At 69.1% G+C, this 25,352-nt stretch carries 20 protein-coding genes and 1 tRNA gene; 8 read left to right on the top strand and 13 right to left on the bottom strand.

Annotated elements, in window-relative coordinates:
* Window positions 1-39: 39 nt before the first annotated feature.
* The 4 genes from FSB78_RS05560 (at window position 40) to FSB78_RS05545 (ending at window position 4,802) form a co-directional block, all read left to right on the top strand.
* Complete coding sequence (locus FSB78_RS05560; protein WP_147080688.1) at window positions 40-1,638, top strand: diguanylate cyclase domain-containing protein; 1,599 nt, start codon at window positions 40-42, stop codon at window positions 1,636-1,638.
* Between the two features lie 135 nt (window positions 1,639-1,773).
* Complete coding sequence (locus tag FSB78_RS05555; RefSeq protein WP_147080686.1) at window positions 1,774-2,337, top strand: DNA-3-methyladenine glycosylase I; 564 nt, start codon at window positions 1,774-1,776, stop codon at window positions 2,335-2,337.
* 163 nt (window positions 2,338-2,500) lie between these two features.
* The gene (locus FSB78_RS05550; RefSeq protein WP_147080684.1) at window positions 2,501-3,004 is read left to right on the top strand and encodes a peptide-methionine (S)-S-oxide reductase; all 504 of its coding nucleotides are present in this window, start codon (window positions 2,501-2,503) and stop codon (window positions 3,002-3,004) included.
* 76 nt (window positions 3,005-3,080) lie between these two features.
* Window positions 3,081-4,802 (top strand): DUF885 domain-containing protein, encoded by a 1,722-nt coding sequence (locus FSB78_RS05545; protein ID WP_147080682.1) that lies wholly within the window; start codon window positions 3,081-3,083, stop codon window positions 4,800-4,802.
* Window positions 4,803-4,823: 21 nt separating this feature from the next.
* On the opposite strand, the gene FSB78_RS05540 is transcribed toward FSB78_RS05545, so the two are convergent.
* Window positions 4,824-6,134, bottom strand: coding sequence for a dicarboxylate/amino acid:cation symporter (locus FSB78_RS05540; protein ID WP_147080680.1), 1,311 nt, complete (start codon window positions 6,132-6,134; stop codon window positions 4,824-4,826).
* Window positions 6,135-6,337: 203 nt separating this feature from the next.
* On the opposite strand from FSB78_RS05540, the gene FSB78_RS05535 reads away from it, so the two are divergent.
* On the top strand, window positions 6,338-6,700 hold the full coding sequence (locus FSB78_RS05535; protein ID WP_147080678.1) for a hypothetical protein: 363 nt from the start codon (window positions 6,338-6,340) through the stop codon (window positions 6,698-6,700).
* 20 nt (window positions 6,701-6,720) lie between these two features.
* Here the strand turns inward: FSB78_RS05535 and FSB78_RS05530 are convergent, their stop codons facing one another.
* Complete coding sequence (locus FSB78_RS05530) at window positions 6,721-7,479, bottom strand: FadR/GntR family transcriptional regulator (RefSeq protein WP_147080676.1); 759 nt, start codon at window positions 7,477-7,479, stop codon at window positions 6,721-6,723.
* Window positions 7,480-7,804: 325 nt separating this feature from the next.
* On the opposite strand from FSB78_RS05530, the gene uxuA reads away from it, so the two are divergent.
* Window positions 7,805-8,989, top strand: a complete 1,185-nt coding sequence (gene uxuA / locus FSB78_RS05525; RefSeq protein ID WP_242008047.1) for a mannonate dehydratase — start codon at window positions 7,805-7,807, stop codon at window positions 8,987-8,989.
* A gap of 13 nt (window positions 8,990-9,002) precedes the next feature.
* On the top strand, window positions 9,003-12,044 hold the full coding sequence (locus FSB78_RS05520; protein ID WP_147080671.1) for a glycoside hydrolase family 2 protein: 3,042 nt from the start codon (window positions 9,003-9,005) through the stop codon (window positions 12,042-12,044).
* Window positions 12,045-12,204: 160 nt separating this feature from the next.
* On the opposite strand, the gene FSB78_RS05515 is transcribed toward FSB78_RS05520, so the two are convergent.
* The 7 genes from FSB78_RS05515 to FSB78_RS05485 all read right to left on the bottom strand — a co-directional run bounded on the left by FSB78_RS05515 (window position 12,205) and on the right by FSB78_RS05485 (window position 19,352).
* Window positions 12,205-12,279 (bottom strand) — tRNA-Glu (locus FSB78_RS05515).
* A 48-nt stretch (window positions 12,280-12,327) separates the two neighbouring features.
* Window positions 12,328-14,079 carry a single-stranded-DNA-specific exonuclease RecJ gene (gene recJ, locus FSB78_RS05510; protein ID WP_147080669.1) on the bottom strand — a complete coding sequence of 584 codons (1,752 nt, stop codon included), beginning with the start codon at window positions 14,077-14,079 and terminating at the stop codon, window positions 12,328-12,330.
* Window positions 14,080-14,234: 155 nt separating this feature from the next.
* Entirely contained in the window at window positions 14,235-14,921 is a 687-nt protein-coding gene (locus FSB78_RS05505; protein WP_147080667.1) for a prolyl hydroxylase family protein, read from the bottom strand.
* Between the two features lie 82 nt (window positions 14,922-15,003).
* A complete protein-coding gene (locus FSB78_RS05500) occupies window positions 15,004-15,894 on the bottom strand; it encodes an RcnB family protein (RefSeq protein ID WP_147080666.1) in 891 nt (296 codons plus the stop codon).
* Between the two features lie 123 nt (window positions 15,895-16,017).
* Complete coding sequence (locus FSB78_RS05495) at window positions 16,018-16,557, bottom strand: (2Fe-2S)-binding protein (RefSeq protein ID WP_147080664.1); 540 nt, start codon at window positions 16,555-16,557, stop codon at window positions 16,018-16,020.
* A gap of 138 nt (window positions 16,558-16,695) precedes the next feature.
* Complete coding sequence (locus FSB78_RS05490) at window positions 16,696-17,850, bottom strand: DUF1501 domain-containing protein (RefSeq protein WP_147080661.1); 1,155 nt, start codon at window positions 17,848-17,850, stop codon at window positions 16,696-16,698.
* A gap of 2 nt (window positions 17,851-17,852) precedes the next feature.
* Window positions 17,853-19,352 carry a DUF1800 domain-containing protein gene (locus tag FSB78_RS05485; protein ID WP_147080659.1) on the bottom strand — a complete coding sequence of 500 codons (1,500 nt, stop codon included), beginning with the start codon at window positions 19,350-19,352 and terminating at the stop codon, window positions 17,853-17,855.
* Window positions 19,353-19,434: 82 nt separating this feature from the next.
* On the opposite strand from FSB78_RS05485, the gene FSB78_RS05480 reads away from it, so the two are divergent.
* Window positions 19,435-21,078 carry an NAD(P)/FAD-dependent oxidoreductase gene (locus tag FSB78_RS05480; protein ID WP_147080657.1) on the top strand — a complete coding sequence of 548 codons (1,644 nt, stop codon included), beginning with the start codon at window positions 19,435-19,437 and terminating at the stop codon, window positions 21,076-21,078.
* 230 nt (window positions 21,079-21,308) lie between these two features.
* Here the strand turns inward: FSB78_RS05480 and FSB78_RS05475 are convergent, their stop codons facing one another.
* From FSB78_RS05475 to FSB78_RS05460, 4 genes are all read right to left on the bottom strand, one after another.
* Window positions 21,309-22,481, bottom strand: coding sequence for an acetyl-CoA C-acetyltransferase (locus FSB78_RS05475; RefSeq protein ID WP_147080655.1), 1,173 nt, complete (start codon window positions 22,479-22,481; stop codon window positions 21,309-21,311).
* On the bottom strand, window positions 22,478-22,942 hold the full coding sequence (locus tag FSB78_RS05470) for a MaoC family dehydratase (RefSeq protein ID WP_147084034.1): 465 nt from the start codon (window positions 22,940-22,942) through the stop codon (window positions 22,478-22,480). The genes FSB78_RS05475 and FSB78_RS05470 overlap by 4 nt, the downstream gene beginning before the upstream one ends.
* A gap of 92 nt (window positions 22,943-23,034) precedes the next feature.
* Window positions 23,035-24,882, bottom strand: a complete 1,848-nt coding sequence (locus FSB78_RS05465; protein WP_147080653.1) for an acetyl/propionyl/methylcrotonyl-CoA carboxylase subunit alpha — start codon at window positions 24,880-24,882, stop codon at window positions 23,035-23,037.
* Window positions 24,879-25,352, bottom strand: a complete 474-nt coding sequence (locus FSB78_RS05460; protein WP_147080651.1) for a nuclear transport factor 2 family protein — start codon at window positions 25,350-25,352, stop codon at window positions 24,879-24,881. The genes FSB78_RS05465 and FSB78_RS05460 overlap by 4 nt, the downstream gene beginning before the upstream one ends.

The raw sequence follows: 25,352 nt of genomic DNA, 5'->3' as shown, positions 1-25,352 counted from the left end.
ATAGAATCCGTTCACCTTTCGGCCTTATGACGGTTCGCCGTGAAAGCTCCTGCCCGCACGACGCTCCGCGACCTTCCCGATGGCACGTACATCGAACTCGTGGCGAGCCTGTGCGGCACGCGGACGCCGGCCGTGATCATGACGGTGATGTTCCTGACCGTCGGCCTGCTGACGGTCAGGGCGTCGCACGACGGCCTGCTCGCCTGTCTGACGGGCATGGGCGCGGTCGCCAGCGCGGCCCGGCTCGCCGTCCTGATCCAGGGCCGACGGCGTCCGGATACCGCCGATATGTCGCTGGCGGTCGCGCGGCGGTTCGAACGCCGGTTCGCGCTGACCTACTGGGCGTTCGCGGCCGTGTTCGGCATGTTCGCCGCGCGCGTGTTCGCGCTTCCGCTCGCCGAATGGCAGATGCCGATGGGAATCCTCGTGGTCGGCTATGCGGCCGGCGCGGCCTCGATGATCGCCCTGCGGCCGCGCATCCTCGTCGTCAGCCTGCTGCTCGCGGTCGCCCCGCCCTCGGGCGTCCTGCTGTTCCGCGATGATGCCGGCGCCTTCGTCTCGGCGCTCATCCTGCTGGCCCTGCTCGCAGGCGGTCTGCGGAGCGTCGCGCAGCAGTATCGCTCGCAGTCGGTCAAGACGACCACGCGCCAGGCGTCCGCCCGCCAGGCGATGACCGACCCCCTGACCGGACTGGGAAACCGGCTGGCGCTGGTCCGCGCGTTCGAGACGCATGCGACCTACGCGGCACCCGGCGGCATCGCGTTCCATTATGTCGACCTCGACGACTTCAAGCCAGTCAACGATCGTTTCGGGCATCTGGTCGGCGACCGGTTGCTCTGCCTGGTCGCCGACCGGCTTGAGGCGTGCCGGCATCCCGGCGACGTCGTCGTCCGGCTGGGCGGCGACGAATTCGTGATGGTCCAGGTCGATGCGAGCCGGGACGGCGACGTCGAGCGCCAGACCGCGGCCATCGCCCAGGCCTTGAACGGCCCCTATGCGATCGACGGCGTATCGGTCGTCGTCGGCGCCAGCGTCGGATCGAGCCGGTACGCCGGCCCGGGCCAGACCATGGAGGCGCTGCTGGCGGCCGCGGACGATGCGCTGCGGCAGGACAAGGCGGCGCGCAAGGGCCACGGCCGGCACCGCGGTGCGGGCGTCGATCCCGCGGTGGCGGCGGGCCTGGATGCCGGCCCCCGCGTGAGCGACGCGCTGCAGGACGAAGAGGCACGCGCGCGGTTCCTGATCGACGGCATCGCCAAGGCGATCTGGGAGAGCGCGCCCGATGGTCTCATCGAAACCGACAGCCCGAGCTGGCGCGCCTATACCGGCCAGAGCTATGACGACTGGAAAGGCTATGGCTGGCTGACCGCGATCCATCCCGACGATCGCCTGGCGACGGTCCAGAAATGGCGCGACACCGTTCAGGGTCAGCAATCGGTCGATGCCGAATACCGTCTGCGCGGGCATGACGGGACGTACCGGTGGATGGGGGTCCACGCGGTGCCGCTGCGCGACGACAGCGGACGGATCGTCAAATGGTTCGGCATCAATATCGATATCGAGGATCGCAAGCAGGCGGAGCTCGCGGGGTTCGCTACTGCGGACGGCGCTCCGATGCTGAAAATCGCCTCGGGCTGAGCTGACGCCGGCGATACGCTCCTGCCTCCCCTCCAGAACCGGGAGCCCGCATCCGCCTTGCGCCATCGACACCGGGGCGCAAGCCGGGCATCGGTTGGCCATGCACCGCGACACTCCAGCGTACCGGCGATCGCCATGACCGGACTCGCGCCGACCCGCTGCCACTGGGCGCAGACCGACCCGCTGCTCGCGGCGTATCACGACGCCGAATGGGGCGTGCCGGAACGCGACGGCCGTGCGCTGTGGGAAAAGCTGATGCTCGACGGGTTCCAGGCTGGGCTCGCCTGGATCACCATCCTGCGCAAGCGCGACGCGTTCCGGGCGGCGTTCGCGAACTTCGATCCCGTGGCGGGCGCGCGGTTCACCGAGGACGATGTCGTCCGCTTGCTCGGCGATGCCGGCATCGTCCGCTCGCGCGCCAAGATCCAGGCGACGATCGGCAATGCGCGCGCCTTTCTGGCGATGCAGGCGGCCGGCGAAGAGTTTTCTAGCTTCGTCTGGAGCTTCGTCGGCGGTGACACGATCGTGTCCGACGGACAGACGGCGCGCGCGAAATCTCCCGAGTCCGAAGCGCTGTCGGCGGCGCTCAAGGCACGCGGGTTCAAGTTCGTCGGGCCGGTGATCGTCTACGCCTGGATGCAGGCCTGCGGGCTAGTCGACGACCATGAAGCGCAGTGCTTCCGGTACAACGCCGCATGAACCCGGCGCGCTGATCGCCGCGCGGTTCGCCGTGGCAGCCGGGATCGTCGCGTTCCTGACGCTGGACCGCTGACCCCTGCACAGTGGCAGCGGCTTTGAAAGCGACGGGCGTCGTCGCCATCTGGGCAGACGAGGCGCGCGATGATCGGCGTAGGAGCATGTGGTGGAGAGAATCGGGTTTGGCGGTGGCTGCCATTGGTGCACCGAAGGAGTCTTCCAGTCGCTGAAAGGGGTCGCCCGCGTCGATCAGGGATTCATCCAGTCCGAGGCGCCGTCCGATTCCTGGGCGGAAGGCGTCATCGTGGACTTCGATCCCGCCATCATCAGCCTGGCGATCCTGGCCGAGGTCCATCTGCGGACGCATTCGGCAAAGGGCGGCTATTCGCCGGCGGGCCGGTATCGCAGCGCGATCTACGTCCTCGACGCCGCGCAGCGCCCCGAGGCGGCCGAAGCGATCGATCGGTTCGCGCAGACGACGGGTGAGCCGGCACGAACGCTGGTGCTCCCGCTGCTGGGTTTCGAACCCTCCGAGGACCGCTATCGAAACTACTACCGGACCGACCCGGACCGACCCTTCTGCCGGCGCTACATCGACCCGAAGCTCGACTTCATCCGGCAGCACTTCGCCGACGTGGCGCTGGCCGACGTCGGCAATCAGGCCCCCTGACGGACTGCAGCCTGCCTTCCCCTCGCCGCCCCGCGCCGATAGGAATGGCGCAACGGGCGGGGACGAGGGGGACAGCATGCGGTTCGGACAGATGGCGGCGGTGCTGCTCGCGCTGGTTCCCGCGGCCGCATGGGCGCAGCCGGGCCCGGCGGATACGCAGCTCAAGGCGATCTACGACGCCGAATGGGCCTGGCGGCAGAAGGAACTGGCGCAGGTCTCGGACGGGCTGCGCAGCAAGGCCGACGATCATTTCCCGGCGGTCGCCCCCGCCGACTGGGCGCGCCGACGCGCCTATTGGACCGACGTCCTCGCGCGCATCGCACGGATTCCCGTGGCGGACCTCTCCCCCGAGGAGCGGCTCAACGCCGCCGTGCTCACCGAATCGCTCCGCGCCGAGGTCGCGAACATCGCCTTCCGCACCTACGAGGCGCCGCTCAACAGCGATTCCTATTTCTGGGGCGAGGTGAAACCCTATTCGCCGCTCGAGACCGCCGACGACTATCGCCGCTATATCGGCCGGTTGAAGGACGTGCCGCGCTGGTTCGACCAGAACATCGCCAACATGCGCGCCGGGCTGAAGCGCGGGTTCACGCCGCCGCGCGTGTCGCTCGCCGGGCGCGACACGGCGATCGCGGCGTTCGCCACGCCCGGCGCCGACAACCCCCTCGCCGAGCCGTTCAGGGCGATGCCCGCCGCGATCCCCGCGAGCGAGCAGGCCGCGCTGCGCGCCGCCGGGCTGGCCGCGGTCGATGCCGCCGCGGCTCCCGCCTATGCCCGGCTGCTGGCGTTCTATCGCGATACCTATCTGCCCGGCACGCGCACGACGATCAGCGCCGCCGCGCTGCCCGACGGCAAGGCGTTCTACGAAAGCCAGGTCCGCGAATATACCACGCTCGGGCTGACACCTGCGGCGATCCACAAGATCGGTCTCAGCGAAGTGGCGCGGATCGACGCCGACATGAAGGCCACGATCGCCACCACCGGGTTCAAGGGCAGCTTTGCCGACTTCCTCGCCTTCCTGCGCAGCGACCCGCGCTTCTATGCGCGCACGCCCGACGAGCTGCTCGGCTTCTCGGCCTATGTCGCGAAACGGATGGACGGACGGCTGAAGGACGTCTTCATTACCCTGCCCCGCTACCGCTTCGCCATCCAGCCGGTGCCCGACGCGATCGCGCCGGTCTATACCTCTGGCCGCGGCGGCCTCAACGCATGCCTGATGAACACCTACGACCTGAAGTCACGCCCGCTCTACAACATCGTCGCACTGACGCTGCACGAATGCGTTCCCGGCCATAGCCACCAGGCGGCGATGGCGCTGGAGGCCCCCGACCGCCCCGCCTTTCGCCGCGAGGCGTATTTCTCGGGCTATGGCGAAGGCTGGGGGCTCTATTCGGAATGGCTCGGGACCAAGCTCGGCATGTACCGCACGCCCTATGAGGAGTTCGGCCGCGAGACGTTCGAGATGTGGCGCGCCGCGCGACTCGTCATCGATACCGGCATCCATGCGATGGGGTGGAGCCGGCAGCAGGCGATCGACTATCTCGCCGGACACACCGCGCTCGCCAAGCTCGACGTCGAGGTCGAGGTCGATCGCTACATCAGCTGGCCGGGCCAGGCGCTCGCCTACAAGCTCGGCGAGATGAAGATGCGCGCGCTGCGTACGAAGGCGGAAGCGGAGCTGGGAGACCGTTTCGACCAGCGCCGCTTCCACGAGGCGCTGCTCGGGCTGGGGTCGGTGCCGCTGCCGGCAATGGAGGCCGAAATGCTGCGGTGGATCGCGGCGGAGAAAGCGCGCTGACATCGACGCCGCACGGCCGGGTCAGGCCGCCTTCCCGTCCTTTGCCGGAGACGCCCGCCCGTTGACCATCGTCGCGATCGCGAGGTCGCCGGTGACGTTGAGCATCGTGCGACACATGTCGAGCAGGCGGTCCACCCCGAGCACGATCCCGATTGCGGCCGGCGGCACGCCGACCATGCCGAGGATCAGCGCGATCACCGGCAGCGAGCCCGCGGGGACGCCGGCAGTCCCGATCCCGCCCAAAATGCACACCAGCATCACCGTCCCCTGCTGGCCGAGCGAAAGCTCGACCCCGAAGAACTGCGCGAGGAAGATGACGGTGACGCCCTCGAAGATCGCGGTGCCGTTCTGGTTGGCGGTGGCGCCGATGGTCAGGACGAAGCGCGCGATCTTGCGCGGCAGCTTGAGCTCGGTCTCCGCGATCCGCAGCGACGTCGGCAGCGTCGCGTTCGAACTCGCGGTGGAGAAGGCCATCACCATCGCCTCTCGGACGCCCCCGAAGAAGGTCCGCGGGCTCATCCCGGCGGCGAGCCATACGCCTGCCCCATAGACGATCACCAGCTGGAACAGGATCGCCGTCAGCACGGTCGCGACGTACCAGCTCAGCCGGATCAGGATGTCGAAGCCGAACAGGGCGGCCAGGTTGAACATGAAACAGGCGACCGCGATCGGGGCCAGCCGGATGACCAGCCCGATCAGCGCCATCGCGACCTCGAGCAGACCCTCGACCGCGTTCTGGAAGGCCTGCGTCTTGTCGGTGCGGACCAGCACCAGCCCGATGCCGATCGCGAGCGCGAACACCATCAACGCGAGGATGTCGTCGTCCGCCGCGGCCTTGACCGCATTCGACGGGATGATGCCGAGCACCGCCTCGACCCCGCCCGGCTTGTCCCGGCCGGACCCGACGATCGCACCGGCGCCGCTGCCCGCCTGCGCCAGCATCGAGCGGGCGAGCGCCGGATCGACTCCCCCGCCCGGCCGGATCACGTTGACCAGCACCAGCGCGACCACCACCGAAATCGTCGACAGCGCGAGCGTGAACATGAGCGTCCGCAGCCCGACCCGCTTGAGCGAGGCGAGATCGCCCATCTCGGCCACGCCGGTCACCAGCGCCGAGAACAGCAGCGGAATGACCAGCATGAACAGCAGGCGCAGGAAAACCTGCCCGGCCGGCCCGGTGACATAGGTCGTGATCGTCTTCACCCAGGCCGCGTCGCCCGCCGTCAGGTTGACGATCAGGCCGCCGACCAGGCCGATCGCGAAACCCGCGAGCATTTGGAAGTGAAGCGGAAACCGCGAGGGGGTCGGCGTCTCGGTCTCGGTGTCGCTCATGCAGTCTCCAACGCGTGCGGTCGTCTGTGGCGGAATCCATGCCATGGATACGGCCCTGGGGCGAATGCGGGTACGCGTCCGGCGTCGGCAGTGCGGGGACGATCGTGCCGGCTCATCCTGGCGGGCATCGTCACGGTTCCTTCACCCGATCCGGGTACGATTACGACCCAGACTGAGTGAGTCGACAGCGCGTGATGTTTACCGTGACGATCGAACCCGAACACCGGCTGATGCGGATCGAAGTGCACGGCTTCTGGACGCCCGACACGATGCGCGCCTATCTCGCCGAACTCGGTACCAAGGCTAACGCGCTCGGACCGAGCGGCGGTTGCCGGCGAATCCTCGTCGACATGTCGGACTATCCGATCCAGTCGCAGGCCATCGCCGAGGGCCATGTCCGGATCATCGCGCACGGCAAGACCGAGATGCGCGCCATGACCGCGGTCGTGATGACGAGCGCGCTCTCGAAGCTCCAGGCGAAGCGGATGGCCAAACTCGCCGGCCACGAGCTGTTCGACGACGAGCCCGCGGCGCGGCACTGGCTGCTCGCACAACCGATCGGGTAACTCGCCGCCAGTACGTGGGGTCAACCGAGTGCAGCGTAGCGCCTGCGTTGCTGCTGCACCCGCTCGCGCGCCTGGTCGACCTCGTGGATCTCGGTGGTCTCCAGCAACGTGTCGAGCACGCGCCCGAGATGCGATCGCATCGCCTCGCGCGCCTGCTCCGGGTCGCCCCGCTTCAACGCATCGACGATCGCGACATGCTCCTCCACCCGCGGCCTGACACCCGCGGCATGCGCCTTGGCGGTGAGCATCCGGCTCTGCGGCGAGCGGAAGCGGATGTCCCACAGCATGTCGACGACCGCGACCATCGCGCTGTTCCCGCTCGCCTGCGCGATGGCGATGTGGAACCGCCGGTCGACCTGTTCGGACTGCGCGATGTCGTTCTCCAGATTGTCGCCGCGCATCTCCTCGACGAGCGCGTCGAGCTCGCGCAGCTGGGCCGGCTCGATCTGGGTCGCGGCCAGCGCGCACGCCTCGCTCTCGATCGCTCGGCGTGCCTCGAGCAGTTCGAACGGGCCGATATCGGTCTCGCCGGCGATACCGGTGCGCGGCTGCCTGGCGACGACATAGACGCCCGAACCCTGGCGCACCGAGACGACGCCGTCGACCTCCAGCGCGATGATCGCCTCGCGGATCGTCGGGCGCGACACGTTGTAGACCTGCGCCAGTTCGCGCTCGGGGGGAAGCCGTGCGCCGATCTCGAATTCCCCGTTCGAGATCCGCTCCTGCAGGTTCCCCGACACGCGGGCGTAGATGCGGGTGCTCGGCGGTTTCACGGTCATTCCCGAACCTACCGTCTCTGCCTAGGCGTCACAAGCCGACGCCATGGTACGAACATTTTTCTTGCACCGGACGCATGAACCACGCATTTTGGTCAGGACAATCACAATGTGGAAAGGCTTGCCGCCCGCGTTCACGGCGGACACAATACTAGGTGGCACCCTCCAACCGATGGCAGGGCGCTGGCAATGTTGTGTACGACTGGACGCGAAATTGGTCTGGCCGGTTTGCAATTTCTGACCCTGGCACTCGGGTCACCAGGAAGGGTTTTGACGTGATGGAACGGCGTTCGGTAGTCGACGGGTCGAAAGCGGCCATGGCATGCTGATGACCCAGACGATGCGGTGGTTCGGCCCCGCCGACCCGGTCACGCTAGCAGAGATCCGCCAGGCCGGCGCGACCGGTATCGTCACCGCGCTGCACGAGATACCCAATGGCGCGGTGTGGAGCAGCGACGCGATCGGCGCGCGGAGAGCGACGATCGCGGCGGCCGGGCTCGACTGGTCGGTGGTCGAAAGCCTGCCGGTCCATGAGGAGATCAAGCTCGGCGGCGACACCGCCGCGCTGATCGACGCGTACCGGCAGAGCCTGCGGAACCTCGCCGCGCATGGCATCGACGTCGTGACGTATAATTTCATGCCGCTGCTCGACTGGACGCGGACCGATCTCGACTGGCGGCTGCCCGACGACGCGCGCGCGCTGCGCTTCGAATGGGAAGCGGTCACCGTGTACGACCTGCATATCCTCAAGCGCCCGGGTGCCGAGGCCGACTACGCGGAAGGTGTCCGCGCGGGCGCCGCGGCGCGGTTCGCGGCGATGTCGGCCGACGAGCGGCACCTGCTCGAACGCACGATCATCGCCGGGCTGCCGGGCAGCGAGGAAAGCTTCACCTCGACCGCGCTCGCGGCGGCGATCGCGCGCTATGCCGATGTCGACGCCGATACCTTGCGCGCCAATCATGCGGCGTTCCTCGAGGCGGTGTGCCCGATCGCCGACGACCTCGGCATCCGGCTGGTGGTGCATCCCGACGATCCCCCCTTCCCGCTGTTCGGCCTGCCGCGCGTCGTGAGCACCGAAGCCGATCTGGCCACACTGTTCGCACGCGTACCCAACCCTTCGAACGCCCTCTGCTTCTGCACCGGTTCGCTGGGCGTCCGCGCCGACAACGACCTGCCCGGGATGATCGACCGGTTGGGCGACCGGATTGGCTTCCTCCATCTGCGCTCGGTCCAGCGCGAGGGGCACCGCACCTTCCACGAGGCCGCGCATCTCGAGGGGGATGCGGGCATGGCGTCCGTCGTTGCGGCGATCCACGACCTGTCGTTGCGCGAGGCCCGCAGCATCCCGATGCGCCCCGATCACGGCCACCGGATCCTCGACGACATGCACCGCGCCGGAAACCCGGGATACGCGCTGCTCGGTCGGATGCGCGGGCTGGCCGAACTGCGCGGGCTCGAACGCGGGATCGCGCATGCGCGCGCCGCCGCCTCGAGCCGACCTGCCACCACCTGATCGAAGGATGACAATGCGCGCACGGTACCTCGCAGCCACGGCGGTCATCGCCCTCGCCTCCCCCGCAGTCCGCGCGCACGACGCGTCGAGCGTGGTCGCGTCCGCACGCGCGACCTACAACCTCAACCCCGGCTGGCAGATGACAACCGGCGACAAGGCTGGCGCCGCGCAGCCCGGCTTCGATGACCGCGGCTGGACGCCGGTCACGCTGCCCAACGCCTTCAACGAGCGCGAGGCGTTCGCGCGCGACATCAAGAATCTGTCGACCGGGATAACCTGGTATCGCAAGCGCTTCACCGCACCGTCGCGCGCCACGGCCGGCAAGGCGTTCCTCGAATTCGAGGGCGTGCGGCAGGCCGCCGAGGTCTGGGTCAACGGCCAGTCGGTCGCGCTGTCCGAGAGCGGCGCGATGGCGTTCGGCGCGGACATTTCCAAGGCGCTGAAACCCGGCAGCAACGTGATCGCGGTGCGCGTCGACAATGACTGGCGCTACAAGGAACGCGCGACCGGCAGCGGCTTCCAGTGGAACGACCGCAATTTCAACGTCAACTACGGCGGCATCACGCGCAACGTCCGGCTGCACCTGACGCCGCGCACCTACCAGACGCTGCCGCTGTTCGCGAACCTGGGGACGACCGGTCAATATGTCTGGGCGGACGCCTTCGACATTCCCGGGCGCGCCGCGACGGTCCACGCCGAAACGCAGGTCCGCAACGAGGAAGCCGCGCCGCGCACCTTCTCACTGCGTACAGAGGTTCGCGACCGCGACGGCACGCTCGTCGGGCGGTTCGACGGCGGCAGCGTCACGCTGGCCCCGGGTGAGACGCGCATGGTCACCGCGCAGGGACGCATGGCCGGCCTCAACTTCTGGAGCTGGGGCTATGGCTATCTCTACCGCGTGACGACCAGCCTCGTCGAAGGCGGCAAGGTCGCCGATGCGGTCGACACGCTGACCGGGTTCCGCTCGACGCAGTTCGGCGACGGCATGATCCGGCTCAACGGCCGGGTGATGCAAGTGCACGGCTATGCACAGCGCACGTCGAACGAATGGCCCGCGGTCGGCGTGTCGATCCCGCCCTGGATCAGCGACTTCTCCAACGCGCTGATGGTCGAGAGCGGCGGCAACATGGTCCGGTGGATGCACATCACGCCGTCGAAGCAGGACATCGAATCCGCCGATCGCGTCGGCCTTCCCCAGGCGATGCCGGCAGGCGACTCCGAACGCGACGTCGAGGGGCGCCGCTGGGACCAGCGCAAGGAGCAGATGCGCAGCGCGATCGTCTACAACCGCAACAACCCCTCCATCCTGTTCTACGAAAGCGGCAACGAAAGCATCAGCGAGCCGCACATGGCCGAGATGAAGGCGCTTCGCGACGAGTATGACGCGCATGGCGGCCGCGCGATCGGCTCGCGCGAGATGCTCGACAGCAAGATCGCCGAATATGGCGGCGAGATGCTCTACATCAACAAGAGCGCGCACATCCCGATGTGGGCGATGGAATACAGCCGCGACGAGGCGGCACGGCTCTACCAGGACGCGCAGACCCCGCCGTTCCACGCCGACGCACCCGACTACAACCGCAACCAGGACAGCCAGGCTGCAGAGGACGTCCGGCGCTGGTGGGACTATTACCGGATCCGCCCCGGCACCGGCCGCCGCGTGAGTTCGGGCGGCGTCAACATCATCTGGTCCGACAGCAACACGCATTATCGCGGCGACAACAATTACCGCCGCTCGGGTGAGGTCGACGCCGTGCGCATCCCCAAGGAGGGGTTCTACGCGCACAAGGTGATGTGGAACGGCTGGGTCGACGTCGAGCGGCCCGCGACGCACATTGTCGGGCATTGGACCTACGCGCCGGGTACGATGAAGGCCATGAGCGTCGTCTCGACCGGCGACAGGGTCGAGCTGTTCCTCAACGGCCGGTCGCTCGGCATCGGCAAGCGCTCGAGCGGCTTCCTGTTCACCTGGCCCGACGTCGCATGGCAGCCGGGAACGCTGCGCGCCGTGGGAACCAGCGCCGACGGTCGCACCTCGGAGCATGTCGTCGAGACGGTCGGCGCGCCCGTAGCGCTGCGCCTGACGAAACACACGGGCCCGCGCGGCTTCGTCATGGACGGCGCCGACATCGCGCTGGTCGATGTCGAGGTCGTCGATGCGAAGGGCCGCCGCGTGCCGACCGCCAACGACAAGGTCACCTTCGCACTGACCGGCCCCGCCGAATGGCGCGGCGGCATCGCGCAGGGCGACAGCTCGGGCCGCCCCCGCTCGACGGTCGCCAAGGCGGAGGAGGCGATCCCCGGCACCACGCCGACCGCCGGTACCGCGCGCGACGAGGACAACTACATCCTGTCGAAGACAGTACCGGTCGAAGGCGGCATCAACCGGGTCCTGCTGCGCGCCGGGACGGCGAAGGGAACGGTCAGGCTGACCGCGACGGCGCCGGGCCTGAAGGCGGCGACGCTGGTCGTGCCTACGGTGGCGGCGGCGAGGGTCGAGGGCGGGCTCTCGCGCAGCTTCGCCGGGGACGCGCAACCCGGGCTGTTGACGCGCGGGCCGACGCCAGCGGGGCCGTCCTACCGTGTCAGCCGTACGACGCTGATGCCGTCGAGCATCGTCGCCGGATCGCGCCAGGCGGATGCAGGGAAGTCGATCGACGACAACGAACTGACGCACTGGGCCAGCGACGGCGCTCCCGCTACCGCGTGGATCGAATATCGTTTCGACACGCCCGTGACGCTGAACGAGATCGAACTGAAACTCGTCGGCTGGCGATCGCGCGGCTATCCGCTGCGGATCACGCTCGACGGCCGCGAAATCTGGACCGGCGAGACGGAGCGCCAGCTCGGCTACGCCTCCGTCAGCTTCCCCGCCGCCACCGGGCGCGTGCTGCGCCTCACCCAGATCGCCCCGACGCAGGACCGGGACGCATTCGGCAAGATCGTCGAACTCGGCACCGCCAAACAATCGGGTGACACCGGCGCGGAAGCGGTTGCGCCGGGCTGGCGGCTGGCGATCGTCGAGGCGGACTTCCACGGCCCGGTCGCGCGATGACCGGGCGATTGGGTCAATGAACTGCGCGTAAGGTCCCGATCGCTAGCGGCGCTGGCGGTCGGAAGATGGGATGCGTACGCCTGGAGCGGTTTTGCTCGATCAGCCGCGTGACGCACTGCGTCTGCGTGTCTCACCATGCCGATTCGACGAAAACCAGCGATGGTGACCCCTACGGGAATCGAACCCGTGCTTCAGCCGTGAAAGGGCCGCGTCCTAACCGCTAGACGAAGGGGCCTTGCGTGGTGGGGGCCGACTAAGGCCCGGCGGGCCGAGCGTCAAGCGTTCAATCGGCCCAGGCTGCATCTTCGAGGTGCAATTCTGCAGCAGGGCGCGACGACCAGTCGTCGATCTTGGCACGGCCGGCCAGCCAGAGTTTCCGATGCGGGGGAGCGCCTAGCAGCGCCTGGCCGAGCGCGGTGTCCGCCGCGCGGAACGCCATCGCCTTGATACTGCGGCCGTCGTCGCCCGCCACCACGGTGCGGACATGGCCGTTGCCGACCACGTCCGCCTTGATCACGCGCACCGGCCCCATCGCGACGCGCGGCGCGGGCCAGCCCATGCCGTACGGCCCCCCCGCCTCCATCGATTCGACCAGCCCCGGATTGACGCCGCCGGCCGCCAGCACCGCGTCGAGCAGCAGCGCACGGTCGTCGCGCGACCTGTCGACCGCGGCGGAGAGGCGCTCCTCGAGGAACTCTGCGAAGGCGGGGATCGCGCTCTCGACGATCGTCAGGCCCGCCGCCATCGCGTGCCCGCCGCCCGCGACGAGCAGCCCCTGCTCCCTTGCCGCCATAACGGCCGCGCCGAGATCGACGCCCGAGATCGAACGGCCCGATCCCTTGCCGAGGCCGTTCTCGTCGATCGCGATGACGATCGCCGGGCGGCCGAGCCGCTCCTTCAGCCGCCCCGCGACGATGCCGATCACGCCCGCATGCCAACCATGGCCCGAGACCACCGCGACGCGCGCGGCGCTCGCCGTCAGCAGGTCGGCAGCCTCCTGGACATTACCCTCGATCGTCCGGCGTTCCTCGTTCAGCCGGTCGAGCTCGGTCGCGATCATGCGGGCTTCGTCAGGGTCGCGCGTGGTCAGCAGGCGGACACCGAGGTCGGCACGCCCCACCCGCCCGCCGGCGTTAATCCGCGGGCCGAGCGCGAAGCCCAGATCGGTGCAGGTCGGGCTGCGTGTGAGGCGTGATGCCTCGATCAGCGCGGCAACGCCGATGTTGCGGCGTGCAGCCATGACCTTCAGCCCCTGCGCGACGAACGCGCGGTTGAGGCCGCGGAGCTGGGCGACGTCGGCGACGGTGCCGAGCGCCACGATGTCGAGCAGGTCGATGAGCCTGGGCTCGGCGCGGCCCTCGAAAAAGCCGCGGGCGCGGAGCGTGCGGACCAGCGCGGCGGCGGCGAGGAAACACATGCCGACCGCGGCGAGATGCCCGTGCGCCGCGCCCTCGCCTTCGTCGAGCCGGTTGGGGTTCACCAGCGCGAGCGCGTGCGGCAGCTCGGCCGAGCATTTGTGGTGGTCGATGACGATCACGTCGATCCCGGCGTCGCGCGCGGTGCCCAGCGCCTCGAACGCCTGCGCGCCGCAATCGACGGTGACGATCAAGCTTGCACCCTCGGCGGCGAGGCGGGTGAGGGCGGCGCCCGACGGACCATAGCCTTCGAGCATGCGGTCGGGGATGTAGGCCCGCGCCTCGATCCCGAGATCCCGCAGCACGAGGATCATCAGCGCGGCGGAGGTCGCGCCGTCGACGTCGTAGTCGCCGAAGATCGCGACCTGTTCGCCCGCCTGGACGGCGTCGGCGAGGCGCGCGGCGGCGACGTCCATGTCGCGGAAGATCGAGGGGTCGGGCATGAAGCCGCGGATCGACGGGTTGCGGTGCGCTTCGAGGTCCTCACGGGGGCAGCCACGCGCGAGCAGCAGCTGGGTGACGAGATCGTCGCTGCCGAACCCGTCGCGCTGATCCGCGGCAAGCGCGCGCCACCGCCAGGGCTGACCGAGGATCGAGGAGCTTACGCCGAGTACGTTCATGCAGGGGGAGGTAGGGCCTGGGGCGGGATTGTCGAGGTTTACCACCGCTAGCCGCCGTTCGCCCGCGGAAGCGGGAGTCCAGGGTCAAGCAGCGCTGCGTTCTATTATCCTGGATTCCTGCGTTCGCAGGAACACAGCGGGCGACGGTAAGCCGCTCACTTGATCCAGGGCCGCTCGCGAAACCACTTCGTCACGATGTACTTCACGCCCTCGACCACCGGCATGCCCTCGTGGAGCGTCAGCCGGTTGGGACTGCCGTCGCGGTTCATGTTGTTCCAGGCGAGCAGCATGCCGCGCTTGGGGGCAATCTTGATGCCCGCCTGCGGGAACCAGGTCGCGCCGCCCTCGGGAACGTCGTTCAGATAGACCATCGCGGTCCAGGTGCGCTGGCCGCCCTGCTCCTGCATCCGCTCCCAATAGCTTTCGGAGTCGTGGAAATAGTCGTGATGCGCGCGGAATTGCTGACCCGGTGCGTAGCGCTGGCCCTGCATCGTCTCACCGTGCAGCAGGTCGATGCCGAGCAGTGTCGCGATCGCCTCGTCGGTGGGCTGGACGTCGGGCGACCAGCGATCCATGTCGCAACTGTCGCTGGTGCGGAAACTGCTGTTGGGGCGATCGGACAGCAACGTCGATGGCCGCCGCTTCGAATCGATGATCGCGATCAGCCGCTTGCAGGTCGCCGCATCCAGGAAATCGTGCTGGTAATAGAATTGCGCGGCATCCATCGCGACGCGCTGGACCGCCGGATTGGCGTCGAGCCGCGCGCCGACCTCGGTGCCCGCGGCCTGGCGGAGTGCCGCCGCCGGATCCGCCTTTGGCTTGGCTTTGCTGAAGATACCCATGCGCTCGAATTCGCCGAGGTTCGCGCGAAACGCAAGGGTCCGGCAGCCTCAGCTGCCGGACCCCCGCCCCGTTACCCGCGGATTACCAGAAGATGTCGTACACCGTGTCGACCACGCGGCCGCTGTCGAGATCGACGAGCAGCGCGTCGTTGTAGTAGCGGACCCAGCGATAGGGTCCGTACGCCTCGGGCAGACGATAGGTATACGGGTCCTGGATCCAGTAGGTCGGGTTGAACAGGATGTTGCTCAGCGTGAAGCCGACCCCGAAGCGGCGATAGCCCCCGCTCCACCCGCCCGGCGCGTAGTAGCGCGGCAGGCGATAGGCGTTCCGGTTCGAGGCGCGGTAGGTGTTCCACGCATAGCGGTTGTCGTTCCGCCAGCCGCGGTTCCAGCTGCCGCCACGATCATAGCCGCCCCGGTTATAGCCTTGGTGCTGGTCGTACCCTCCGCGATATTGCCCGCGGTCCTGGTACCCGCCCCGGCCGTCCGGCCCACGACCATAGGCGGCCTGGCCCCGGTCCCGGCCCTGATAGCCGCGATCCTGGTAGCCGCGGTTCTGGTACTGGCCCTGATATTGCCGGTCGGGACGCAGGTCGGGGCGGACGTCGGGCCGGTCGTCACGACCGCCCTGCCAGCCTTGGCGATCCTGGCCGTCGCCGCGGCCGGCGAAGCGGTCGGGCTGGCCGCCGATCTGGCGGTCCTCGCGCTGCCCGCGGGGGCCGTCGTCGCCGAACTGCGCGCGTCCGGGTTGCCCCTGTGGCGGCTGGACCTGCGGCTGCTGGGCCTGCTGCGGCGCCTGGTCGCGCCAACCACGGTCGCCGCCGCGGTCGCCCCGATCACCGCGGTCGCCGCCGCGCTGGCCGTTCCAGCCGCCGCGCCCCTCGACCTGCGAGTCGGGACCGCGCTGCGCGGCGGCGGCCACCGGCACCAGCGCTGTCGCCGCCATCAGGACCTTCAGGAAAATGCTCGTCATGCCCGTCATCCTCGACTGCCGGCGCATGCCGCCGGCCCCTATGATGGACGAGCTGTGCCACTGCCGCGGCGAACCGAAGCTGAACCCCTTCGTCAGCGATCAGACAGCTTTGCCCCCGCGCGCCTAGGGCCGTGCGACTAAGGCGGGCACGACGCGCGCGGCATCGGCGGGATCGATCCCCGGCCGCGCGCCGGCTGGAATGACCTCCTCGCCGCGCGTCGCCCGTCCGGCGCGCTGGATCGCCTCGACCAGCCGCGGATAGACACCGCAGCGGCACAGGTTGGTCATCGCCTCGCGGATCTGCGCCTCGCTCGGGTCGGCGTTCCGCTTGAGCAGCACCGACGCCGCCATGATCATGCCGGGGATGCAGAAACCGCATTGCGGTACGGCTTCGGCGAGGAAGGCGAGTTGCAGCGGGTGGTTGCGTTCGCGCGACAGCCCCTCGATCGTGGTGACGTACGCGCCCTCGATCGTCCCGATCGGGACCCGGCAGCTCCGCCGCGCCTGGCCGTCGATATCGACCGTGCACGCCCCGCACTGTCCGGTACCGCAGCCATATTTCGTGCCCGTCAGGTTCGATGCATCGCGCAGCGCCCACAGCAGGGGCGTCGCGGGATCGAGCCGGTATTCGACCGGCTGGTTGTTCACGGTGAAACGTAGCATGGGTGGGGACGTTAGGCGGCTGCGGCTCCTGCGTCACCCCGCCTCTGCCCACCCTAGCTCCGTTCGCCCTGAGCGAAGTCGAAGGGCACCTGTCCCCAGGTGCTTCGACTGCGCTCAGCACGAACGGGGGGGCTGGGATCAGACCCATAACAACCCCTCGGTCGCGACCACCTTCGCGCTGGTCGGGAACACCGCCGCCATCACACGCGCCGGATCGACCCCGAAGTGCGACGACAGCGCGCCGCCGATGAACGCGTCGAGCTGGGCGGTCGGGCGGATGTCGCGCGCCTCGTAGAGCGCCGCCGTGCTCAACCCGGGCCAGTCGGCGAGCACGCGCCCGCCCTTCACGCCGCCACCGAACAGCATCGCCGCCGTCCCCGTGCCGTGATCGGTGCCGCCGGTGCCGTTGACCGCGACGGTGCGGCCGAACTCGGTCGCGACCAGCACCATCGTGTCCGCCCAGAGCGGCCCCAGCCCCGCCTGCAGCGCACCGACCATCGCGTCGAGCCCCTTCAACTGTGCCGCCAGCCGCCCGCGCTGCCCGGTATGCGTGTCCCAACCGCCGGTCTCGATCATCGCGATCCGCGCGCCGCTGTCGGGTGCCAGCAGCTTGGCGGCGAGCGCGCCCGTCGCCGCGGCGTTGCGCCCGTCGTCGGCGCTCAGGTCGCTGGTCAGGCTTCGCGTCGCCAGCGCCTCGCTCCACAGCCCGTGCAGCTGGGCATCGCCCTGATAGAGCATCGAGACGCGCTGGAGCAGGTCGTCCGACGCCTGGGGCAGGCTGGACGGCGCGTAGGAGGCAATCTCGCGCGATCCGCGGAGTGCCATCGGCACCGTCGCCGCAACCGCGATTGCGCGCGCCTGGTCCGCGGGCAGCACGCCGAGCAGTCGGTTGAGCCAGCCGTCGCGCACCTGATAGGCGCGGCTGCCGCCGGTCTCGAGCACGTTCTGCCCGTCGAAATGCGAGCGATCGCGGTACGGCGAGGCGATCGCGTGCGCGAACAGCGCCTGCCCCTTGCCGTACAACCCCGCGGCGTTGGTCATCGCGGGGTGCAGCATGAAGGTGGTGTCGAGCTTCGTACCGCTGGCCACGTCGGCCGCGAGATCGCCGCGGATGCCGGCAAAGGCGGGGTCGCCGACCGCGCCGATCACGCCGAGCCCGTCGGCGGCGCCGCGCTGGATGATGAAGACGAAGCGCTTGGGCGTCGCGGCGCGCGCGAACGCCATGCGCGGCGCGAAGGCGAGGCCGGCGGCACCGAGCGCGCCGCGGGTGAGGATGGAACGACGATCGAACATGTCTATCTCCGCATCATTTCGGGCGAGACGAGCAGCAGCGCGAGCGCCTGCCCCGGGCTTTCGGCGCGCGTCAGCGCCTGCGCAGTCGCGGCGCTCAGCGCATCGGGGAACAGCACCGGCGCCAGCGCACGCGCATCGGTATTCGCCGCAGCCCGCGTGGCGAACCGCTCCGCCGCCTCGACCCGACGCATGATCGCGTCGGGCCCCGCCCAGGTCGCGGCGAGGTCGTCATAGCCGACCGGCTGCCCCGGCTTCCACACCGGCTGGCCGAGCTGGTTCATGAGGCCCACCATCGCGCCCGGCTGCAGCGTCTTCGTGCCGAGCGCGCGGTGGACGGCGATCGTCCATTCCCACGGCGTGCGGAACTTGACCGGCGTCGCGACCCAGGCTTCGGGCGAGGCGATGATCGCCTTGTAGACGGTCGGCAGGTCGCCACCCGATTTGAGGAACGCCGTCTTGAGCCGCGTGATCATCGCCGGCGGCGGCACGTCACCCGCGAAGTGCCGCGCGAGCTTGGTCGCGATATGCGTCGCGGTCGCGGGATGGACCGCGAGATCGTCGAGCACTGCCTGCGCCTGCGCCTCGCCTGCCGCCGGATAGGTCTTGCCCATGATGATGCGGTCGCCGGGTTCGTGGATCGCGGGCATGAACGCGAACGCGCCGGGCACGCCGCCCATCTTCGGTCCTCGCCCGAAGCCGGTCGCGGTCCATCCGGTCATCGCGCGCGCGAACTCGGTGACGTCGCCCTGTTCGTAGCCGGTCCGCACGCCCAATGTGTGCAGCTCGAGGATCTCGCGCGCGAGATTCTCGTTCAGCCCGACCTTGCGCTGCCCACGCGCCGCGACGCGCAGGCCGACCGCGCTGCCCGGCCCGACCGACACCGCCTGGTCGAGATAGAGCAGCATCGCCGGATGCCGTTCGACCGCGTTCAGCATGTCGGAGAAGCGCCCCAGCACGTGCGGCCGGATCGCCTCGAACTCCATCGGTCCGGCGAGCCCGACGATCTCGATCTTGTCGGTCGAGACCGCGAAATGATTCGCCCAGAACTGCACGAGCCGCTCGACGAACGGCGCGTCCGAGACCAGCGCGGCATCGGTTCGCGCTGCCACCGCGCGGCCATAGTCGAGCCGGATCGCGCGCGCGGCAATCTGCCGGGCGTCCATCAGCGCGCGTTTCTGCGGGTCCACCGGCGGCGGGGCTGCCGCCATCGCGCCACCCATCGCGGGCGGAGTCGCGCCGGCGCCCCCCGCCCCGCTCATCGTCGGGTCTGGGGTCGCGACGGGCGGCGACGCAGCCATCTGGCGGCGCAGCACGCGGCGGTCGTCGCGATAGTCGATCAGCGCGGTCGCGATCTCGGGCGACCCCTTGGTCGCGGCGATCCCCGCCGGTTTCGGATCATAGCGGCCCAGCTGGTCGAGCAACCAGGCCTTGGGTTCGCCGCTGGAGCGATCGCCCGGCCGTGCACCCAGGCCGAAGCGATTATACGCGATACTCGACGCCATCGGGCATCTCCTCTCGAGACCCCCCTATAGCAGCTTTGTCGCACAATTGTGCCACGACGCGGTCCGTGGCATCGGCGGCGTCATGTTGCGCATCACCGAACTGAAGCTGCCGATCAACCATGCCGACGAGGCGCTGCCCGCCGCGGTGTGCAAGCGGCTGCGCATCACGCCGCGCGAACTGGTCCGCTTCAAGATCGCCAGGCGTGCCAACGACGCGCGCGACAAGATGGACATCCAGCTGGTCTATTCGGTCGACGTCAACGTCAAGGACGAGGCGACGGTGCTCGCGCGGTTCCGGAAGGATCGCCACGTCAACCCGACCCCCGACACCCGCTATGCCTTCGTCGCCAAGGCGCCGGAGGGCGTCGAGCTGCCCCGCCCCGTGGTCGTTGGCGCAGGCCCGTGCGGGCTGTTCGCCGGATTGATCCTCGCTCAGATGGGGTTCCGGCCGATCATCGTCGACCGCGGCAAGGTGGTGCGCGAGCGGACCAAGGACACCTGGGGGCTGTGGCGGCGCGGCGTGCTCAACCCCGAATCGAACGTCCAGTTCGGCGAGGGCGGCGCGGGCACCTTCTCCGACGGCAAGCTGTGGAGCCAGATCCAGGATCCGCGGCATCTGGGGCGGAAAGTGCTGACCGAGTTCGTCAAGGCCGGCGCGCCCGAGGAGATCCTGACCGAGGCGCATCCGCATATCGGCACCTTCCGCCTGGTCACCATGGTCGAGAGCATGCGCGAGACGATCGAGTCGCTCGGCGGCGAATATCGCTTCGAGAACCGCGTCGAGGGCATCGACATCGAGAGCGACGTCGACGGTAAGCGCCGCGTCACCGGGCTGCGCATGCACACTGGCGACCATCTCGCCGCCAGCCATGTCGCCGCCAGCCATGTCGTCCTCGCGTTAGGTCACAGCGCGCGCGACACCTTCCACATGCTCCACGACGCCGGCGTGCACGTCGAGGCAAAGCCCTTCTCGATCGGCGTCCGGATCGAGCATCCGCAGTCGTGGATCGACGAGGCGCGGTTCGGGCCGTGCGCGGGGCATCCCGATCTCGGCGCGGCCGCCTACAGCCTGTCGCATCACTGCAGCAACGGCCGCACCGCCTACAGCTTCTGCATGTGCCCGGGCGGCACCGTCGTCGCCGCGACCTCGGAGGAAGGCCGCGTCGCGACCAACGGCATGAGCCAGTATTCGCGGAACGAACGCAACGCGAATTCGGGGCTGGTCGTCGGGATCGATCCCGAGCGCGACTATCCGGGGTCGCCGCTCGCGGGGATCGAGCTGCAGCGGCATTGGGAAACGCGCGCGTTCGCGGTCGGCGGATCGAGCTACAACGCGCCGGCGCAGCGGCTAGGCGATTTCCTCGCCGGCCGACCGTCGACCGCGCTCGGGACGGTGATCCCGTCCTACCGCCCCGGCGTGACGATGTGCGACCTCGCCGACTGCCTGCCCGAGTTCGCGGTCACCGCGTTGCGCGAGGCGCTGGTCGCGTTCGGCAAGCAGATCCCGGGCTACGACCATCCCGACGCGGTGATGACCGGCGTCGAGACGCGCACGTCCTCGCCGGTGCGGATCACGCGGAACGAGGCGTTCCAAAGCCTCAACACCGCCGGGCTGTTCCCGGCAGGCGAAGGGGCTGGGTATGCGGGCGGGATTTTGTCCGCCGCGGTCGACGGGATCAAGGTCGCCGAGGCGGTGGCGTTGAGCATGCTGGCGGCCGCCCCCTAGGCCCAACCCCTACCCCGGCGAAGGCCGGGGCCCAGTTGGGAAGGCTGATGGAACGGAGGTCCGTGCCCAGTCACGGGAGTCCCCCAACTGGGCCCCGGCCTTCGCCGGGGTGGCGTCCACTGCAGTTCGGGTGCCCCCGTAGATGCCCGTCATCCTGACGAACGTCAGGATCCAGAGCCCGAGGCGCTAGCGCGCGTAACCCTGGAACCCGGGATGACGAACGGATTACCTTACCGCTCCAGACACATCGCGATCCCCATGCCGCCGCCGATGCACAGCGTCGCCAGCCCCTTCTTCGCGTCGCGCTTCTGCATCTCGTAGATCAGCGTGGTCAGCACCCGAGCGCCGCTCGCGCCGATCGGATGACCGATCGCGATCGCGCCGCCGTTGACGTTGACCTTCTCGGCATCCCAGCCGAGCTCCTTGCCGACCGACAGCGCCTGCGCCGCGAACGCCTCGTTCGCCTCGATCAGGTCGAGGTCGCCGATCGTCCAGCCGGCCTTTTCCAGCGCACGGCGAGTCGCGGGGACCGGGCCGATCCCCATGATCGACGGATCGACGCCCGCCGATGCCCAGCTCTTGATCGTCGCGAGGATCGGCGAACCGCGCCGCTCGGCCTCCGCGCGCGTCATCAGCACCAAGGCGGCGGCGCCGTCGTTGAGGCCGCTGGCGTTGGCCGCGGTGACCGTGCCGTCCTTCTTGAACGCCGGCCGCACGCCCGACACGCTCTCGATCGTCGCGCCGGCGCGGATATATTCGTCGTCCGCGACGACGGTGTCGCCCTTGCGGCCCGGAATCGTGACGCTGGCGATCTCGTCCTTGAACCGTCCCGATCCGCGTGCGGCCTCGGCCTTGTTCTGCGACGCGACCGAGAAGGCGTCCTGCTCGCCGCGCGTGACCTGGTACTGCTCGGCCAGATTCTCGGCGGTGATGCCCATGTGATAGCCGTTGAACACGTCGGTCAGCCCGTCGCTGACCATCGTGTCGACAAGGGACAGGTTGCCCATCTTCTGGCCGCCGCGGATCGACTGGGCGTGCGCGGACATCGACATCGATTCCTGCCCGCCCGCGACGACGATCGTCGCATCGCCGGTCTGGATCGACTGGCAGGCGATCGCGACGGCGCGCAGGCCCGAGCCGCAGACCTGGTTGACGCCCCAGGCGGGCACTTCCTTCGGCACGCCGGCCGCCATCGACGCCTGGCGCGCGGGGTTCTGGCCCTGCGCCGCGGTCAGCACCTGGCCCATGATGACTTCGGACACGTCTTCGCCAGCGACCCCGGCTTGTTCGAGCGCGGCCTCGATCGCCACGCGGCCCAGTTCGTGCGCGGGGGTTGCGGCAAAGGCGCCGAGGAAGCTGCCCACGGGGGTACGCTTGGCAGCGGTGATCACGATATCGGTCATGCTTGGTCCTCTCGGGGTCGGCGGTGCAGCAGCGCGGTACGCAGGCACTGGCAGACGAGTTCGTCACGTTGATTGTGGAGATCGTGGCGGAAGGTCACAAGCCCCGACTCGGGCCGCGACCGGCTTTCGCGCAGGGCCGTGACCGCGCTCGACGCGCGCATCGTGTCGCCGATGAACACCGGATTGGGGTGGACGAGCTTGTCGTACCCCAGGTTCGCGACCAGCGTGCCCAGCGTCGTGTCGCCGACCGACAGCCCGATCAGCAGCGCGAAGGTGAAGGTGCCGTTGACGAGGATACGCCCGAACTCGCTGGCCTTCGCCGCCTCCACGTCGAGGTGCAGCGGCTGCGGATTGTGCGTCATTGTCGAGAAGAGGAGATTGTCGGTCTCGGTAACGGTACGGCGGATCTCGTGGACGAGCGTGTCGCCGATCGTCCAGTCGTCATAGTATCTACCGGCCATGTATTGTCCCTCCGTCATGCTGAACTCGTTTCAGCATCCACCGCGCCCCAACCGCCACCATCGCCCGAGGCGCGGTGGACCCTGAACCAAGTTCAGGGTGACGGGGTGGAGGTGACGATCGTCACCAGTACCGTCCCCTCGGACACCTGCCCGCCGACCGTGGCCGCGAGCGCCTCGACCACCCCGTCGAACGGCGCGGTCAGCGAATGCTCCATCTTCATCGCCTCCAGCGTGACGAGCTTCTGACCCTTCACCACCGCATCGCCGACGGCAACGTCGACTGCAAGGATCCGCCCCGGCATCGGCGACAGGATCGCGCCGTCGGCGGCGGCACCCGCCGCGACTCCGGTCGCGCGCCAGCGCGTCAGTTGCCAGCTCTGGCCGCCCTCCGTGATCAGCACATCGTCGCCGGTCGCTACCGTCGCGGATGCGTCGGCGAAATCGATCGCGACCGGCTTGCCGTCGAGCAGGAACAGCGCTTCCATCTGGCGCGCTGCATTGAGGCGGAAGCCACTGTTCGGCCCCGCCCCCGACAACCGTGCGGCAGCAGCGATCAACGCTTCCTCGGTCGGTCGGTCGGGCGGCATGAGCGCATCGCCCTCGCGCGCGATCAGCCCGGTGTCGACCTCGCCCGAGACGAATACCGGATGGTCCAGCGCCTCGACCAGGAATCCCGCATTCGACCGCACCGGCCACACTACCGCGCCGTCGAGCGCATCGGCCAGCGTCTCGCGCGCAGTCTCGCGATCGGGGCCCCAGGCGATCACCTTGGCGATCATCGGATCGTAGAAGGGCGAGATCGCCGCGCCCTGCTCGACCCCGGTATCGACGCGCGTCGCTTCGCCGAGATCGAACCGCTCGAGCGTCCCGATGCTCGGCAGGAAGCCGGTGCGCGGATCCTCGGCATAGAGCCGCGCTTCCATCGCCCAGCCGTCGATGGCCAACTCGTCCTGCCGCTTCGGCAACGCCTCCCCGCTCGCGACGCGCAGCTGCCATTCGACCAGGTCCTGCCCCGTGATCTCCTCGGTCACCGGATGCTCGACCTGGAGCCGCGTGTTCATCTCCATGAACCAGATGCGGTCGGCGCGCAGGCCTTCGCTCGCGTCGGCGATGAACTCGATCGTGCCGGCGCCGACATAGTCGACCGCCTTCGCCGCCTTCACCGCGGCAGCGCAGATCGCCGCGCGCGTCGCCGCGTCCATGCCGGGCGCGGGGGCTTCCTCGATCACCTTCTGGTGACGGCGCTGCAGAGAACAATCGCGTTCGAAGAGGTGGACGACGTTGCCGTGCGTGTCGCCGAATACCTGGACCTCGATGTGGCGGGGCGAGAGGATGTATTTCTCGATCAGCACATGCGTATTGCCGAACGACGATTCCGCCTCGCGTCGGCACGACAGCAGCGCGTCGGCGAAGTCGGACGCGGCGTCGACGCGGCGCATGCCTTTGCCGCCGCCGCCCGCGACTGCCTTGATGAGCACGGGATAGCCCGTCGCGTCCGCCTCGGCCTGGAGCCGGTCAAGGCTCTGGTCATCGCCCATATAGCCGGGCGTGACGGGGACGCCGGCGGCGATCATCAGTGCCTTGGCAGCGTCCTTCAGCCCCATGGCGCGGATGCTGTCGGGGGCCGGGCCGACCCAGATCAGTCCGGCATCGATCACGGCTTGCGCGAAGTCGGCATTTTCGGAGAGAAAGCCATAGCCGGGGTGGATCGCCTCGGCGCCGGTCTCTTTCGCGGCGGTGATGATCCGCTCGCCGACCAGATAGCTTTCGCGCACCGGCGAGGCGCCGATATGCACGGCCTCGTCGGCCTGCCGGACGTGCAGCGCGTTCGCATCGGCGTCGGAGTAGACGGCGACGGTGCGGATCCCCAGCGCGCGCGCGGTGCGGATGATGCGGCAGGCGATCTCGCCGCGGTTGGCGATCAGGAGCGACGTAATCATTGGGCCACGCAGCTCGTCGTCCGCGACGACCAGGTCACGTTCTGGATTTTCCACCGGCCGCTCTCGCGCACCAGGTCGAAATGATTGTAGCCGCAATGCGCGGGCTTGCCGTCGATCGTGAAGACGTATGGCGCCCAGACCATCGCGATATCGCCGTCGATCTCGATCGCAGGGTCGCTGATGCGTTCGGCGTAGCGTTCGGGGCCCGGCTTCACCATCGCGGCGAACTGCACTGCGGTCATGTGGCGGACCGAACGCGTGCCGTCGGGTTTCTCCTCGGCGACGGTCGCGCCTGCATCGGGGCGCATCGCGGCAAGCACCGCTTGCGGGTCGCGCGCGGCGAGCGCTGCGAACAGCGCGTCGATCGGTACCAGCACGCCGCTTTCCTCGCTGACGACCGCGGGGGGCAGTCCGGTGCCCTTCACGATCGGCTGGACGGGGGTGATCTGGGCAAGAAGGAACAGGATCAT

This window comes from Sphingomonas ginsenosidivorax, from assembly GCF_007995065.1.
Classification (GTDB): Bacteria; Pseudomonadota; Alphaproteobacteria; order Sphingomonadales; family Sphingomonadaceae; genus Sphingomonas; species Sphingomonas ginsenosidivorax.
The sequence above is the reverse complement of the archived record's forward strand: the minus strand, read 5'-3'. Positions and strand labels throughout refer to the sequence as shown.